The organism is Bacillus sp. KICET-1, from assembly GCF_027721405.1.
GTDB lineage: Bacteria > Bacillota > Bacilli > Bacillales > Bacillaceae > Bacillus > Bacillus velezensis.
Window position 1 is genome coordinate 2,501 of record NZ_CP113515.1, and the last position, 13,485, is coordinate 15,985.

General features: G+C 46.9%; 12 protein-coding genes, 2 rRNA genes and 1 pseudogene (1 of these 15 running past the window's edge). 4 read left to right on the forward strand and 11 right to left on the reverse strand.

The window, feature by feature from the left end; translation table 11 throughout:
• From OVA33_RS00010 to OVA33_RS00020, 3 genes are all read right to left on the reverse strand, one after another.
• Positions 1–636, reverse strand: a 23S ribosomal RNA gene (locus OVA33_RS00010) (it extends 2,294 nt beyond the left edge of the window).
• Between the two features lie 233 nt (positions 637–869).
• A 16S ribosomal RNA gene (locus OVA33_RS00015) occupies positions 870–2,419 on the reverse strand.
• Together the 16S and 23S rRNA genes form the textbook arrangement of a ribosomal RNA operon.
• Before the next feature lie 229 nt (positions 2,420–2,648).
• On the reverse strand, positions 2,649–3,533 hold the full coding sequence (locus OVA33_RS00020) for a nucleotidyltransferase-like protein (RefSeq protein WP_014417244.1): 885 nt from the start codon (positions 3,531–3,533) through the stop codon (positions 2,649–2,651).
• A 202-nt stretch (positions 3,534–3,735) separates the two neighbouring features.
• On the opposite strand from OVA33_RS00020, the gene OVA33_RS00025 reads away from it, so the two are divergent.
• Positions 3,736–4,089: a YgzB family protein gene (locus OVA33_RS00025; protein WP_007408568.1), complete on the forward strand. Its 354-nt coding sequence runs from the start codon at positions 3,736–3,738 to the stop codon at positions 4,087–4,089.
• Between the two features lie 34 nt (positions 4,090–4,123).
• On the opposite strand, the gene perR is transcribed toward OVA33_RS00025, so the two are convergent.
• Positions 4,124–4,561 (reverse strand): peroxide-responsive transcriptional repressor PerR, encoded by a 438-nt coding sequence (perR, locus tag OVA33_RS00030; protein ID WP_003155465.1) that lies wholly within the window; start codon positions 4,559–4,561, stop codon positions 4,124–4,126.
• Between the two features lie 124 nt (positions 4,562–4,685).
• Positions 4,686–5,159, reverse strand: coding sequence for a thioredoxin-dependent thiol peroxidase (gene bcp / locus OVA33_RS00035; RefSeq protein ID WP_003155466.1), 474 nt, complete (start codon positions 5,157–5,159; stop codon positions 4,686–4,688).
• A 157-nt stretch (positions 5,160–5,316) separates the two neighbouring features.
• Between bcp and OVA33_RS00040 the strand changes: the two genes are divergently transcribed.
• Both OVA33_RS00040 and OVA33_RS00045 read left to right on the forward strand, forming a co-directional pair.
• A complete protein-coding gene (locus OVA33_RS00040; protein ID WP_007408567.1) occupies positions 5,317–6,606 on the forward strand; it encodes a glutamate-1-semialdehyde 2,1-aminomutase in 1,290 nt (429 codons plus the stop codon).
• Between the two features lie 209 nt (positions 6,607–6,815).
• The gene (locus OVA33_RS00045; RefSeq protein WP_017419160.1) at positions 6,816–7,880 is read left to right on the forward strand and encodes an FUSC family protein; all 1,065 of its coding nucleotides are present in this window, start codon (positions 6,816–6,818) and stop codon (positions 7,878–7,880) included.
• Between the two features lie 79 nt (positions 7,881–7,959).
• Here OVA33_RS00045 and OVA33_RS00050 read toward each other — a convergent pair whose 3' ends face one another.
• The 5 genes and pseudogenes from OVA33_RS00050 to fabL form a co-directional block, all read right to left on the reverse strand.
• Positions 7,960–9,702 (reverse strand): ABC transporter ATP-binding protein, encoded by a 1,743-nt coding sequence (locus OVA33_RS00050; protein ID WP_017419159.1) that lies wholly within the window; start codon positions 9,700–9,702, stop codon positions 7,960–7,962.
• Positions 9,703–9,784: 82 nt separating this feature from the next.
• Positions 9,785–10,315, reverse strand: coding sequence for a nucleoside tri-diphosphate phosphatase (ntdP, locus tag OVA33_RS00055; RefSeq protein ID WP_003155475.1), 531 nt, complete (start codon positions 10,313–10,315; stop codon positions 9,785–9,787).
• Between the two features lie 135 nt (positions 10,316–10,450).
• Entirely contained in the window at positions 10,451–10,717 is a 267-nt protein-coding gene (locus OVA33_RS00060; RefSeq protein WP_003155476.1) for a YgaB family protein, read from the reverse strand.
• A gap of 160 nt (positions 10,718–10,877) precedes the next feature.
• Positions 10,878–11,030: pseudogene (locus tag OVA33_RS00065) on the reverse strand (gamma-type small acid-soluble spore protein); the annotation flags it as partial.
• A gap of 83 nt (positions 11,031–11,113) precedes the next feature.
• Positions 11,114–11,866 carry an enoyl-[acyl-carrier-protein] reductase FabL gene (gene fabL / locus OVA33_RS00070; RefSeq protein WP_017419158.1) on the reverse strand — a complete coding sequence of 251 codons (753 nt, stop codon included), beginning with the start codon at positions 11,864–11,866 and terminating at the stop codon, positions 11,114–11,116.
• A gap of 81 nt (positions 11,867–11,947) precedes the next feature.
• On the opposite strand from fabL, the gene OVA33_RS00075 reads away from it, so the two are divergent.
• The gene (locus tag OVA33_RS00075) at positions 11,948–12,172 is read left to right on the forward strand and encodes a hypothetical protein (protein ID WP_017419157.1); all 225 of its coding nucleotides are present in this window, start codon (positions 11,948–11,950) and stop codon (positions 12,170–12,172) included.
• A 6-nt stretch (positions 12,173–12,178) separates the two neighbouring features.
• Here the strand turns inward: OVA33_RS00075 and mutY are convergent, their stop codons facing one another.
• Positions 12,179–13,276, reverse strand: a complete 1,098-nt coding sequence (gene mutY / locus OVA33_RS00080) for an A/G-specific adenine glycosylase (protein WP_017419156.1) — start codon at positions 13,274–13,276, stop codon at positions 12,179–12,181.
• Between the last annotated feature and the right edge of the window lie 209 nt (positions 13,277–13,485).

The following is a 13,485-nucleotide window of genomic DNA, read 5'->3' on the forward strand; positions in this document are numbered from 1 at the left end:
CGTAACTCGCCGGTTCATTCTACAAAAGGCACGCCATCACCCGTTAACGGGCTCTGACTACTTGTAGGCACACGGTTTCAGGATCTCTTTCACTCCCCTTCCGGGGTGCTTTTCACCTTTCCCTCACGGTACTGGTTCACTATCGGTCACTAGGGAGTATTTAGCCTTGGGAGATGGTCCTCCCGGATTCCGACGGAATTTCACGTGTTCCGCCGTACTCAGGATCCACTCAGGAGAGAACGAAGTTTTGACTACAGGGCTGTTACCTCCTATGGCGGGCCTTTCCAGACCTCTTCATCTACCTCGTTCCTTTGTAACTCCGTACAGAGTGTCCTACAACCCCAAGAGGCAAGCCTCTTGGTTTGGGCTGGTCCCGTTTCGCTCGCCGCTACTCAGGGAATCGCATTTGCTTTCTCTTCCTCCGGGTACTTAGATGTTTCAGTTCCCCGGGTCTGCCTTCTCATATCCTATGTATTCAGATATGGATACCACTCCATTACGAGTGGTGGGTTTCCCCATTCGGAAATCTCCGGATCAAAGCTTGCTTACAGCTCCCCGAAGCATATCGGTGTTCGTCCCGTCCTTCATCGGCTCCTAGTGCCAAGGCATCCACCGTGCGCCCTTTCTAACTTAACCGTTAAAAAGAATCACTACGTGATATCTTGCATTACTAATTGAATGTGAATTACTTCTGTTATCTAGTTTTCAAAGAACAACGCATAGGACATGCTAACACATGCGTTGCCACAGGAAGTGGCGCATTTAGCAGGTGTTCCTATGTTTTGAAGGAATGATCCTTCAAAACTAAACAAGACAGGGAACGTTCTGTTTATAAGACCCAAGGTCTTATATTCCGTTAAAATCCTTAGAAAGGAGGTGATCCAGCCGCACCTTCCGATACGGCTACCTTGTTACGACTTCACCCCAATCATCTGTCCCACCTTCGGCGGCTGGCTCCTAAAAGGTTACCTCACCGACTTCGGGTGTTACAAACTCTCGTGGTGTGACGGGCGGTGTGTACAAGGCCCGGGAACGTATTCACCGCGGCATGCTGATCCGCGATTACTAGCGATTCCAGCTTCACGCAGTCGAGTTGCAGACTGCGATCCGAACTGAGAACAGATTTGTGGGATTGGCTTAACCTCGCGGTTTCGCTGCCCTTTGTTCTGTCCATTGTAGCACGTGTGTAGCCCAGGTCATAAGGGGCATGATGATTTGACGTCATCCCCACCTTCCTCCGGTTTGTCACCGGCAGTCACCTTAGAGTGCCCAACTGAATGCTGGCAACTAAGATCAAGGGTTGCGCTCGTTGCGGGACTTAACCCAACATCTCACGACACGAGCTGACGACAACCATGCACCACCTGTCACTCTGCCCCCGAAGGGGACGTCCTATCTCTAGGATTGTCAGAGGATGTCAAGACCTGGTAAGGTTCTTCGCGTTGCTTCGAATTAAACCACATGCTCCACCGCTTGTGCGGGCCCCCGTCAATTCCTTTGAGTTTCAGTCTTGCGACCGTACTCCCCAGGCGGAGTGCTTAATGCGTTAGCTGCAGCACTAAGGGGCGGAAACCCCCTAACACTTAGCACTCATCGTTTACGGCGTGGACTACCAGGGTATCTAATCCTGTTCGCTCCCCACGCTTTCGCTCCTCAGCGTCAGTTACAGACCAGAGAGTCGCCTTCGCCACTGGTGTTCCTCCACATCTCTACGCATTTCACCGCTACACGTGGAATTCCACTCTCCTCTTCTGCACTCAAGTTCCCCAGTTTCCAATGACCCTCCCCGGTTGAGCCGGGGGCTTTCACATCAGACTTAAGAAACCGCCTGCGAGCCCTTTACGCCCAATAATTCCGGACAACGCTTGCCACCTACGTATTACCGCGGCTGCTGGCACGTAGTTAGCCGTGGCTTTCTGGTTAGGTACCGTCAAGGTGCCGTCCTATTTGAACGGCACTTGTTCTTCCCTAACAACAGAGCTTTACGATCCGAAAACCTTCATCACTCACGCGGCGTTGCTCCGTCAGACTTTCGTCCATTGCGGAAGATTCCCTACTGCTGCCTCCCGTAGGAGTCTGGGCCGTGTCTCAGTCCCAGTGTGGCCGATCACCCTCTCAGGTCGGCTACGCATCGTCGCCTTGGTGAGCCGTTACCTCACCAACTAGCTAATGCGCCGCGGGTCCATCTGTAAGTGGTAGCCGAAGCCACCTTTTACGTCTGAACCATGCGGTTCAAACAAGCATCCGGTATTAGCCCCGGTTTCCCGGAGTTATCCCAGTCTTACAGGCAGGTTACCCACGTGTTACTCACCCGTCCGCCGCTAACATCAGGGAGCAAGCTCCCATCTGCCCGCTCGACTTGCATGTATTAGGCACGCCGCCAGCGTTCGTCCTGAGCCAGGATCAAACTCTCCGATAAAGTAGTTTGACTGACTACGCACATCGCTGTGCGATTTATTTAAAACTTCGAATTAACAGGTACGTTTTGTCTTGTTTAGTTTTCAAAGATCATCTCAACCTCATCTCGAGGCGACTTTTTCAGTATAACATTCCAGCAAGTTGCTGTCAAATGTTTTTTTGTTTTTATTTCTCCGCCGCTGTGAGCTTTTTGTTGAAGCGCATCAGCGACGTTTAATAATATACCATGCCTATGATTCAGCGTCAACACTTTTTTTGAAAGAATATCCTCGATGATATACTTCCTGCCCTTTGGTCTCTATTTGAGATACTTCAACAAAGCCTTTTTCCGTCAGGTAATCAAGCATGACACCAAGATCTTGGGTGAAGTGCAGCAGTTCAGGGTGCTGCAGCAATTCTCCAAACTGCCACATTTCTTTTTCTTTCATCACTTGAAAAAGGTGCGCAGAACCGATTTCAGCTTTTGAATGGATGAGAAAATCATTTGCTAAGAATAATAATTCGAGCCTTTTCTCCAAACTTTCGTGACTCTCGACAAGTTCGGAATATAGCTTATATACCTGCGGCTCAATGTGACGGACCTGGTTCCAGACTGTCGTTTCGGGATAAAACCCCCGGTCAATCACTTCTATGCGGGCCAAGTGGTGAAGAGCATGCACTACCGCATAATATGCATCCAGAAAATGATCAGCTTCAAAAAACGCTTTTCCTTCTACAAATCTTCTGATCAGCTTGCCGTATTCCATTCCGATCTTTAATTTCCGCTCGGCGAAAGGAAAAGTGCTGAGCCGGTCATTGAGTTCAGATATATATTCATTGCGGTCAAACAGCACTTTGCCGTTGATGATCCAATCTATGACTCTTCTATTTGTCCCAAGCAGAATCCATTCCTGAAGCAGAGCATCCGTTACAATATGTAAAGAAGCGGTTTTTTGTTCGAATTCATAATGCTTTATAAAAAGAGGTTCATCAGCCTGTTTGACAATGACAAGCATGACCGCATCAAAGTTATCCGTGATGGATGATGCTTTACTCCTTCTCTCAATCATAAGGACGGCCAGCGTATCGGGATGACTTGCTCTTTCTTGGTAAATTGGACGGAGAAGATTGTCCATTACGATTCCTCCAATGCGATTGTTTCACTAGCTATTGTTTCTACATTTCTATGATAAAACATGAAAGTCCTTTTTTCTAAACACATTGCACTATTATAACAAATTTCCTTTCAGGTGCCATATTTATTCTTCCCTTTTCTTACGAAAACATGAAGAATATGCCATCTGTTTTGTGCTATAGTTAAACGAGAGGGGGATGGACATGGCGAAATACTCAAGCAAAATTAATAAGATCAGAACGTTTGCGTTAAGTTTGGTTTTCGTTGGGTTTATCATTATGTACATCGGGCTGTTCTTTAAGCAGTCTGTTTTGCTTGCCAGCTTGTTTATGATTCTCGGCCTGCTGTCGATCGGGCTCAGCACCGCCGTTTATTTTTGGATCGGCATGCTGTCCACAAAAGCGGTCCGGGTGATGTGCCCCGCTTGCGAGAAAGAAACGAAGATTCTGGGCAGAGTGGATATGTGCATGCATTGCAGAGAGCCGCTTACATTGGATAAAGGATTGGAAGGCAAAGCGTTCGATGAGTCTTATAACAGAAAAAACAGTGTAAAATAAACGAAGCTGACCGTATCAAAGCGGTCAGCTTCGTTTAGTGGTTTTCTTTTTTGGAACATTCTTGGCAGACGCCGTAAATCTCCAAACGGTGGTGGCTTACCTTAAACCCCGTGACGTGAGCCGCAAGCTGTTCCACTTCGTCAAGCCCGGGATAATGGAAGTCTACGATTTTTCCGCAGCTTTCACAAATGGCGTGATAATGGTCAGAGGTGACAAAGTCAAATCTGCTGGACGCATCTCCGTACGTCAGTTCCTTTACAAGCCCCGCTTCCCGGAATACACGCAAATTGTTATACACTGTCGCAACACTCATATTAGGGAATTTCCCTTCCAAGGCTTTATATATATCGTCCGCTGTCGGATGTGCCATAGAATCCACGAGATATTCCAGAATGGCATGACGTTGAGGAGTAATCCGGACTCCCGTATCCTTCAACGTGTCTAAGGCTTCTTTTAATTCATGTGCAGCCATCCGTCATGCACCTCTCTTCTAAAAAAGATTCTTACTTTATAATGTTTATAATTAGTGTACATCTTTTTCCGGTCTCCTGTCAAATGTAATCTGAAGAAAACCCCGTGAGTTCAGCATTTGTCCATTAATTAGACGCAATTTGTTCCAATTCGCGAAGCGCCTCGGCAACGTGATCTTTCACTTTTACCTTTCTCCACTCCTTCACAAGACGGCCTTCTTTATCTAACAAAAAAGTAGATCGCTCGATACCCATATATTCTTTCCCAAAATTCTTCTTCAGCTTCCACACATCAAAAGCTTCCGCCAGTTTGTGCTCATCGTCAACGAGGAGCTGGAAAGGAAGATCGTGTTTTTGCTTAAATTTTTCATGTTTATCACGGCTGTCAGGGCTTACTCCGATGATAACCGCATCAAGTCCCGCGAAACTTTCGTGCTGATCACGGAAATCACATGCTTCCGTTGTGCATCCGGGTGTCATGTCTTTCGGATAAAAATAGAGAACGACGTACTTCCCTTTAAAATCCGTCAATGCTACTTCTTCCCCGCTGTCATTCACTAATTTCATATCCGGTGCTGTTTGTCCGATTTCAATCGTCATTTCTTATACCTCCGGGTTTTTTATTAAGCGTATCCAATTCACGTTAAGATTACAACCGTTATCCTCCCGCTCTTTTCTGGAAGCATGAACCGTTGTGCTCGCAATGAAGCATGCTACAATAGAACATGATGTAAGGAGATATTAGGAGGGTCATTTTTTGTATACAAAATCAGTTGAACTTCATAAGGAAGCGTTAGAGCATATCGTCGGAGGCGTGAACAGCCCGTCCAGATCCTATAAAGCGGTAGGCGGCGGTTCACCCGTTGCGATGGAAAAAGCGAACGGCGCTTATTTCTGGGATGTAGACGGGAATCAGTATATCGATTATTTAGCGGCTTACGGCCCGATTATTACCGGACATGCCCATCCGCATATTACTGAAGCGATTAAAACAGCGGCTGAAAACGGCGTGCTGTACGGGACGCCGACCAAACATGAGGTCACTTTCGCCAAAATGCTGAAGGAGGCCATTCCTTCACTTGATAAAGTACGATTCGTAAACTCAGGCACTGAAGCGGTGATGACAACGATCCGGGTTGCACGCGCTTATACAGGCCGGACAAAAATCATTAAATTCGCCGGCTGCTATCACGGCCACTCTGATCTCGTGCTTGTCGCTGCGGGTTCCGGCCCGTCTACGCTCGGCACCCCCGATTCCGCCGGCGTGCCGAAAAGCATCGCCAATGAGGTGATTACCGTTCCTTTCAATGACATTGAAAGCTACAAAGCCGCGCTGGATAAATGGGGTTCGGAAATTGCAGCGGTTCTCGTCGAGCCGATCGTCGGCAACTTCGGCATCGTTGAACCTGAAGAAGGATTTTTAGAACAGGTAAATGAATTGACCCATAAAGCGGGCGCGCTCGTCATTTATGATGAAGTGATCACGGCGTTCCGTTTTATGTACGGAGGCGCGCAGGATCTTCTTCAAGTGAAGCCTGATTTAACGGCGCTCGGTAAAATTATCGGGGGCGGCTTGCCGATCGGCGCTTACGGAGGCAAAAAAGAGATCATGGAGCAGGTTGCTCCGCTCGGCCCGGCATATCAAGCCGGCACGATGGCCGGAAACCCGGCATCTATCTTATCAGGCATCGCCTGCCTGGAAGTCCTGAAGGAAGAGGGCGTATATGAGCGGCTTGATGAGCTCGGCGCCAGACTTGAGCAAGGCATCCTCGCCCATGCGGAGACACATGGCATTACCATCACCGTCAACCGTTTAAAAGGCGCGCTCACGGTATACTTCACTGATGAAAAGATCGTCAATTACGAGCAGGCGGAAAATACGGACGGAGAAGCATTCGCCAAGTTCTTCAAGCTGATGCTTGAGCGCGGCATCAATCTCGCTCCATCAAAGTATGAAGCTTGGTTTATCACAACCGCACATACTGAAGAGGATATCGACGCCACTCTACAAGCCGTTGAAGATGCGTTCAGACATATGAAAAAATAACTGCTGAAACAAGCGGGAGCCCGGGGCTTCCGCTTGTTTCTTTTGTCCGATTTGTGAGATAATGGTTTTTTCAAAAAAAGACCTTGAATAATTGGTATGATCCCTGTATATTACTTTATTGTTTAGCAAATCAGCCGACAGGGAAATGTAAGTGTCAGCCGTTCGTTCGGCACATAATTTATTAGAGAAAGGAATGCACGCACAAACCAATGAAACTTGGTGCCCGCATTTTTAAAACAGGGATTGCGATTACGCTCGCGCTCTACTTAGCATCATGGATCGGACTTCCGTCGCCGATATTTGCCGGGATTGCAGCTATATTTGCCATACAGCCCTCTATTTACAGGTCTTTTCTTATCATTATTGATCAGGTTCAGGCAAATATCATCGGCGCTGTAATCGCTACGGCATTCGGACTGATTTTCGGACCGAGTCCGATTATGATCGGATTGACCGTAGTGATTGTCATCACGATCATGTTAAAACTGAAAATTGAACACACCATTTCAATTGCGCTCGTGACGGTTATCGCGATTTTAGAAACACCGGGAAACAGCTTCCTGACGTTCGCTCTGATACGAACAAGCACCGTTATTTTAGGCGTGCTGTCTTCTTTTATTGTGAACCTTGTGTTTCTTCCGCCGAAATACGAAACGAAGCTGACTCATCATACGGTTGAATATACCGATGAGATCATGAAATGGATCAGGCTGACGATGCGCCAATCCACGGAACACTCGATATTGAAAGAGGATATTGAGAAGCTGAAGGAAAAGATGATGAAGCTTGATCATACGTACCTTCTTTATAAAGAGGAGAGAAGCTACTTTAAGAAAACGACGTATGTAAAGTCGCGCAAGCTTGTATTGTTCAGACAGGCGATTATTACGGCAAATCGGGCGCTTGATACGCTGAAAAAGCTGCACCGCTATGAAAACGAGATTTATCATATGCCGGAGGAATTTCAGGAGACGCTGACAGAAGAAATTGATTATCTGCTTCATTGGCACGAAAGGATTCTGATGCGGACGGTCGGCAAGATCAAGCCGCATGATGACGATGCTGAAGAAAGCATAAGATATAAACAGCTTTTGACGAAGTCTTTCTTGAAAAATCAGCAGAACTGCGAGGATGAACTGCTTGATTACAATATGCTCAGCATTATGGCTGCGGTTGCGGAATACCGCGAGCAGCTGGAGCATCTCGATACATTAATTACAAGTTTTCAGACATACCACCCGAAAGACAGCGAATTAGAAACAGACGAAGAGTAACCCGGTGCTTCCGTAAAACCGGGTTTTTTTGCATTCAAAAAAACGTATGCCGCCCATTCGGACGGCATAAGTTTTTGTATCAGTTCAAATTCTGAATCGTAAATAAGTGTCTGTACTGGCCGCCTTGGGCCATTAATTCCTCGTGCGTGCCGGTTTCGACGACGGCGCCGTTTTCCATGACGACAATTTTATCCGCATGCGTAATCGTGGACAGCCTGTGGGCGACGATAAAAGTCGTCCGGTTTTTCGCAAGCTTTTCCATCGCTTCCTGAATGTAGTGTTCACTTTCAAGATCAAGAGCCGATGTCGCTTCATCCAAGATTAACAGCGGCGGATTTTTTAAGAATACACGCGCGATAGAAATCCGCTGTTTCTGCCCGCCTGACAATTTGACGCCCCGTTCGCCGACTTTGGTTTCGTAGCCTTCGGGGAAGTTCATAATAAATTCATGGGCATTTGCCGCTTTCGCTGCCGCAACCACCTCATCCAGAGACGCTCCCGGTTTACCGATGGCGATATTTTCACGAATCGTCTCACTGAACAGAAACGTATCCTGAAGCACCATTCCGACTTGATTGCGGAGGCTTCTCGCTTCATAATCGCGAATATCTGTGCCGTCAATCAGCAGGCTGCCGCCGGATACATCATAAAAACGCGGTATGAGGCTGACAAGCGTCGATTTTCCGCCGCCGCTCATTCCGACGAGCGCGACGGTTTCCCCTTTTGTCACCTTTAAGGAAACGTCCTGCAAAATCGTTTCTTTTCCTTCCTCATAACGGAACGAGACATTTCGGAATTCAACTTCGCCCTTAATGCCGTCAGCTTTTACTGCATTCGGTTTATCAGTCAGTTCATACGGCTCGTCGATAAATTCAAATATGCGGTCCATCGAAGCGATCGACTGGGTCAGCGTCGTCGATGAGTTGATCAATCTTCTGACCGGATTGTACATTCTGTCAATGTAGCCGACGAACGCAACCATCGTCCCTACCGTCAGGGGACCGTTTATGACAAAATAACCCGCAAACGCGATAACAAGCAGCGGCGCCAAATCCGTAATGGTATTCACGACTGCAAACGTTTTTGCGTTCCAATTCGTATGACGGATCGCTCTGTCCAGAAAATGTCCGTTTTTTTCATCAAAATTGGCTTGTTCATAATCTTCAATGGCAAAACTTCTGATAACGGGCATCCCCTGAACTCTTTCGTGCAAATGTCCCTGAACTTGGGCGAGTGCCTGAGAACGCTCACGTGTCAGTTTTCGGAGGCGGCCGTAAAAGTATTTCACTGAAATTCCGTATAACGGAAACAAAATGACAGATATCAATGTCAGCTTGACATCGAGTGTAAACATAATACAGATGACGATCAGCACCGTCATCATATCAAGCCAGATATTCATCAGTCCCGTTATGACAAAGTCTTTTGTCTGTTCGACATCATTTATCACCCGGGAAATGACTTCGCCCGTTCTCGTGTTGGCATAAAACCTCAGGCTCAATTTTTGAATATGATCAAACAATACCCCCCTGATATCGTAGAGCACCCGGCTGCCCGTCCATTGCGCGAAGTATTGCCGATAGTACTCTACCGGGGGACGCAGAATTAAAAACAGCACGAACATGATACCCATTATCGTAAATAGCGATAATGTTTTAGCGCTTGCCGTTCCGCTCCCTTGAATAATGTCATCGACCACGTATTTTAACAGAAGCGGGAGAGCCAGCGGGATGGAGAATTTTATGATGCCGATTAACACTGTGATAAAAATTTGTTTTTTATAAGGTTTTACAAATTGCATATAGCGTCTGATTACGCCCACACTTTATCCCCCTCTCTCTTTAAGGCGTGTGAGCCCATGTGAAAAACCTGTTGACACCCCAACAGGTTTTTTATTGTATTCTTTATTTTGTATAGCGCAGATACCGTTCATACCACATATCAACAAATTCCGGAGCAAACGGTCCTTTCCGCTGATGAATCCAGTGCAGCAGCGTATTCAGATACTCCTTCAGAATGCTGTCGATCTCTTTAGGGTAATTCATTGATTTGCGGTGGTCATCGTATTCATCCTCGTCAAGAATGTTATACGTCATATCCGGAAACACCTTGACATCCAAATCGTAATCAATATATTTGATGGCCTCTCCGTCATAAGCGAACGGCGAGCTGATGTTGCAATAATAGTGTACCCCGTCATCTCTCAGCATTCCGATGACGTTAAACCACTGACGGGCATGAAAGTAGCAGATCGCCGGCTCTCTCGTCACCCACGTCCGTCCGTCGGATTCCGTCACCATTGTCCGGTCGTTGGCTCCGATGATACACAATTCCGTACTTTTTAAAATCGTCGTTTCATTCCAAATTCGATGAAGCAGCCCGTTATGCTTATAGCTGTGAATTTGAATGGTTTCTCCTTCCTTGGGATATCCCATATTTCTCCCCTACTTTCTGTAAAGCCCTGCAGTCAATGCAGCCGCAATTGCTTTCCGACAAGTCTTTTCACTATTATAACGTTACGAATTAAAAAATGAAAATAAAAGAACCACTCCGCTTCCGGAATGGCACATTCATTTCTGCACATAGGAAGACGGCTTTTCCGTGCTGCGATAAGACTGGATGACTTGCTCTGTCTGCCTTTGGAATAACTCCTGTATGCCGGCCAGGTCTTTTCGCTTTGTCGCAATTTCGTCCTGTACATTGTCCAGCTTTGCATCTCTTTCAAGACTGATGAGTTCCGCTTCCACCTGGCGGCAGCGGTCAAGTTCTGACTGCAGCTCGAGAAGCTGATCCATGATTTTCATCTGTTCACTTACAAGCTTTTCAAACTCTGACATCGGGTTCCTCCTTAGGCTTTTAGGTTGATACTCCTTACCATTTCGATTTTCCGCGGGAAAACCCTTTGACTCATTCTGTAGAGGAATCACAAGTTTTGTCGTTTCAGCAACAGAAAAAAGCACTTCCATCCGAAGATGAAGTGCTTTTTCGTTTCAGTGATTAGCTGTTTTGCTGTTTGTTTTGTTCAGCAGATTGGTTTTGCTTTCTAACCTGCTGCGCATCAGTTTCACTGCCGAATTCAGTGCCGAATTGACCCTGACCGGAAGCTGATTGCTGGTTTTGTCTTTTCACCTGCTGAACGTCTGTTTTGCTGAATTTTGAGTTTGCCATTGTTATCACCTCCACGCACTATAGAATGCGCAGGAGACGATAAGGCTATTCATCTTTTTTAAAACTTATACGAGCAGAGAGCGTCCGCCGTCAATTATGATGGTCTGACCGCGGATCATGTCCGCTTTTGAAGAAACTAAAAACTCCACCGTATCGATCATATCTTTAATTTCGACCATTCTGCCGGCCGGCGTATTTTGGCGGGCATCTTCCAGCAGTTCATCTCTGTTAGGGAAATGCTTCAGCGCGTCCGTATCAATCGCTCCGCCTGACACCGCGTTTACGATGATATTTTTCGGAGACAGCTCAACCGCCAGATAACGGGTTAACGATTCTAAAGCGGCTTTTGAGACACCGACCGTCGTATAGTTTTCAAGATAGCGGATGCTGCCGAGCGAGCTGATGCTGACGATGTGGCCGCCTCCGTTTTTCTCCATCATCTTTGCCGCTTCCTGGGCGCAGAAAAGCAATGCTTTCGCATTGATATTCATCGTCCAGTCCCAGTGTGTTTCTTCGAGTTCCATAACCGGTCTCAGCACGCCTGAAGCCGCATTATTGACGAACACGTCCAGTCTGCCGAATGTTTCGTCAATCTGGCGGAACATGTCTTTGATTTTTGCCGGCTGGCCGACATTGGCTTTAATGACGAGCGTTTTAACGCCGAGTTTTTCAATTTCTTCGGCGGTTTCTAATGCCGCTTTTTTACTGCGGGCGTAATTGATGACTATGTTGTATCCTTTTTCCGCGAGTCTGATGGCGGCTGCTTTCCCGACGCCGCGGCTGCTTCCCGTGACCAGTGCGCATTTATTTTGTTCCATTTTTCCTCAGCTCCTTGCTGTGTATAGTTCTTTTCATTCAACAAACAATAAAAGCAATATGTGTTGAAAGGGGTCTTTTATATGTATGTCGGACGTGATATGGGCGAATTGGCCATGATGCCCAAAAAAGATTGGAGAGATTCAGAGCTCGCCTATTTCCATCATGCCTTCCAGCAAATTATGCCGTATTTAAACGAAGAAGGCCAGTCCAAATACCGGGAACTGATTCAGGAAATCGAATCCCGCGGCGGACTGAAACGGAATGAAGCGGATTACGGCCACGGCACTCGCGTCAGCTATGACTGACGCTTTTTACAGGCGGCCGCTTTCTTCCGCCATTTTCCATATCTTTTGATGGGAAACGGGAAATGCGTATTCCTCGAGCTCCTCTTTTGTGACCCGTATGAATTCCGTTGTATCCGACACTTGTTTTACTTTACCGAAAAAGACCGAAATATTCCAGACGAGATGGGTGAAAACATGTTCTACGATACCTTCCAGCTCCCCGATTTCAGCGGTTGTTCCCATCTCTTTTTCTAAATAGGCTTCAAGCTGCTCTCTTTCGGTTTTGATTCCTTTCTGGGTTTCGGTATTCGGAAACTCCCACAAGTTGGCGAGCAAGCCTTTTGGCGGCCGTTTATGAATATAGACATCGCCTTGATCGTCTGTCAGCACAACGGCTGCCATTGTTTTTATTCCGGGCTTTTTCTTTTTGCTTTTAACGGGCAGCTCCCGCTCTGTCCCTTCCGCAAATGCCGAACAGTGCTTTTGTACGGGGCAAAGCAGACAGGACGGCGATTTCGGGGTGCAGATGATCGCGCCGAGCTCCATTAAACCCTGATTGAATTCAGATGGTTTTTCATGAGAAATGAAAGCGGATATCGCCTGTTCGAAAATGGTTCTCGTTTTAGGTTTTGCGATATCGTCCCATATGGAAAGAATTCTCGACATGACACGCATCACATTGCCGTCTACGGCGGGAATCGGTTTGTTGTATGCGATGCTGAGCACGGCGCCTTTTGTATAAGGGCCGACGCCTTTAAGTCCGCCAAATTCCTTTTCCTCGGCAGGGACGACTCCCCCGTACCGCTCATGCACTTCTTTTACGGCACTTTGCAGATTTCTTACACGGGAGTAATAACCTAGCCCTTCCCAGGCTTTGAGCACTTTTTCCTCATCGGCTTCAGCGAGCGCCGAAACGGTCGGAAATTGCTCAACAAACCGCCGGAAATAAGGAATGACGGTTTCTACGCGCGTCTGCTGCAGCATCACCTCTGACACCCACACCCGATACGGGTCCTGATTTTCTCTCCACGGCAGAATTCTCTGTTCTCTTTCGAACCATGTAATTAAGTCCTCGCGAAATTTGTCTATATCTTTTTGTTTCATTTTTTCTTCAAGTGCGTTCATATCTTCTCCTCAGATGTTTCGGGTTCCGCTTTTCTTGACACCGTATTTTGGTGTAAACTTAGGGCACGTTACGATAATATGTTACATTAAATAGTGATAAAGAAAAAGCGGAAACATATGAGAACGGCGGATAAACGCCATGATTGGGCAAACAGAAAATGGGGAATATCTTATAATACGAAATATGCGGGCGACTGATTTTTAACGCC

What these genes read in the sequence shown, in the direction of transcription:
- OVA33_RS00020 (WP_014417244.1), bottom strand. Translation starts at nt 3,533, where the DNA reads ATGGACAATCTTCTCCGTCCAATTTACCAAGAAAGAGCAAGTCATCCC.
- OVA33_RS00025 (WP_007408568.1), top strand. Translation starts at nt 3,736, where the DNA reads ATGGCGAAATACTCAAGCAAAATTAATAAGATCAGAACGTTTGCGTTA.
- perR (WP_003155465.1), bottom strand. Translation starts at nt 4,561, where the DNA reads ATGGCTGCACATGAATTAAAAGAAGCCTTAGACACGTTGAAGGATACG.
- bcp (WP_003155466.1), bottom strand. Translation starts at nt 5,159, where the DNA reads ATGACGATTGAAATCGGACAAACAGCACCGGATATGAAATTAGTGAAT.
- OVA33_RS00045 (WP_017419160.1), top strand. Translation starts at nt 6,816, where the DNA reads ATGAAACTTGGTGCCCGCATTTTTAAAACAGGGATTGCGATTACGCTC.
- ntdP (WP_003155475.1), bottom strand. Translation starts at nt 10,315, where the DNA reads ATGGGATATCCCAAGGAAGGAGAAACCATTCAAATTCACAGCTATAAG.
- OVA33_RS00060 (WP_003155476.1), bottom strand. Translation starts at nt 10,717, where the DNA reads ATGTCAGAGTTTGAAAAGCTTGTAAGTGAACAGATGAAAATCATGGAT.
- fabL (WP_017419158.1), bottom strand. Translation starts at nt 11,866, where the DNA reads ATGGAACAAAATAAATGCGCACTGGTCACGGGAAGCAGCCGCGGCGTC.
- OVA33_RS00075 (WP_017419157.1), top strand. Translation starts at nt 11,948, where the DNA reads ATGTATGTCGGACGTGATATGGGCGAATTGGCCATGATGCCCAAAAAA.
- mutY (WP_017419156.1), bottom strand. Translation starts at nt 13,276, where the DNA reads ATGAACGCACTTGAAGAAAAAATGAAACAAAAAGATATAGACAAATTT.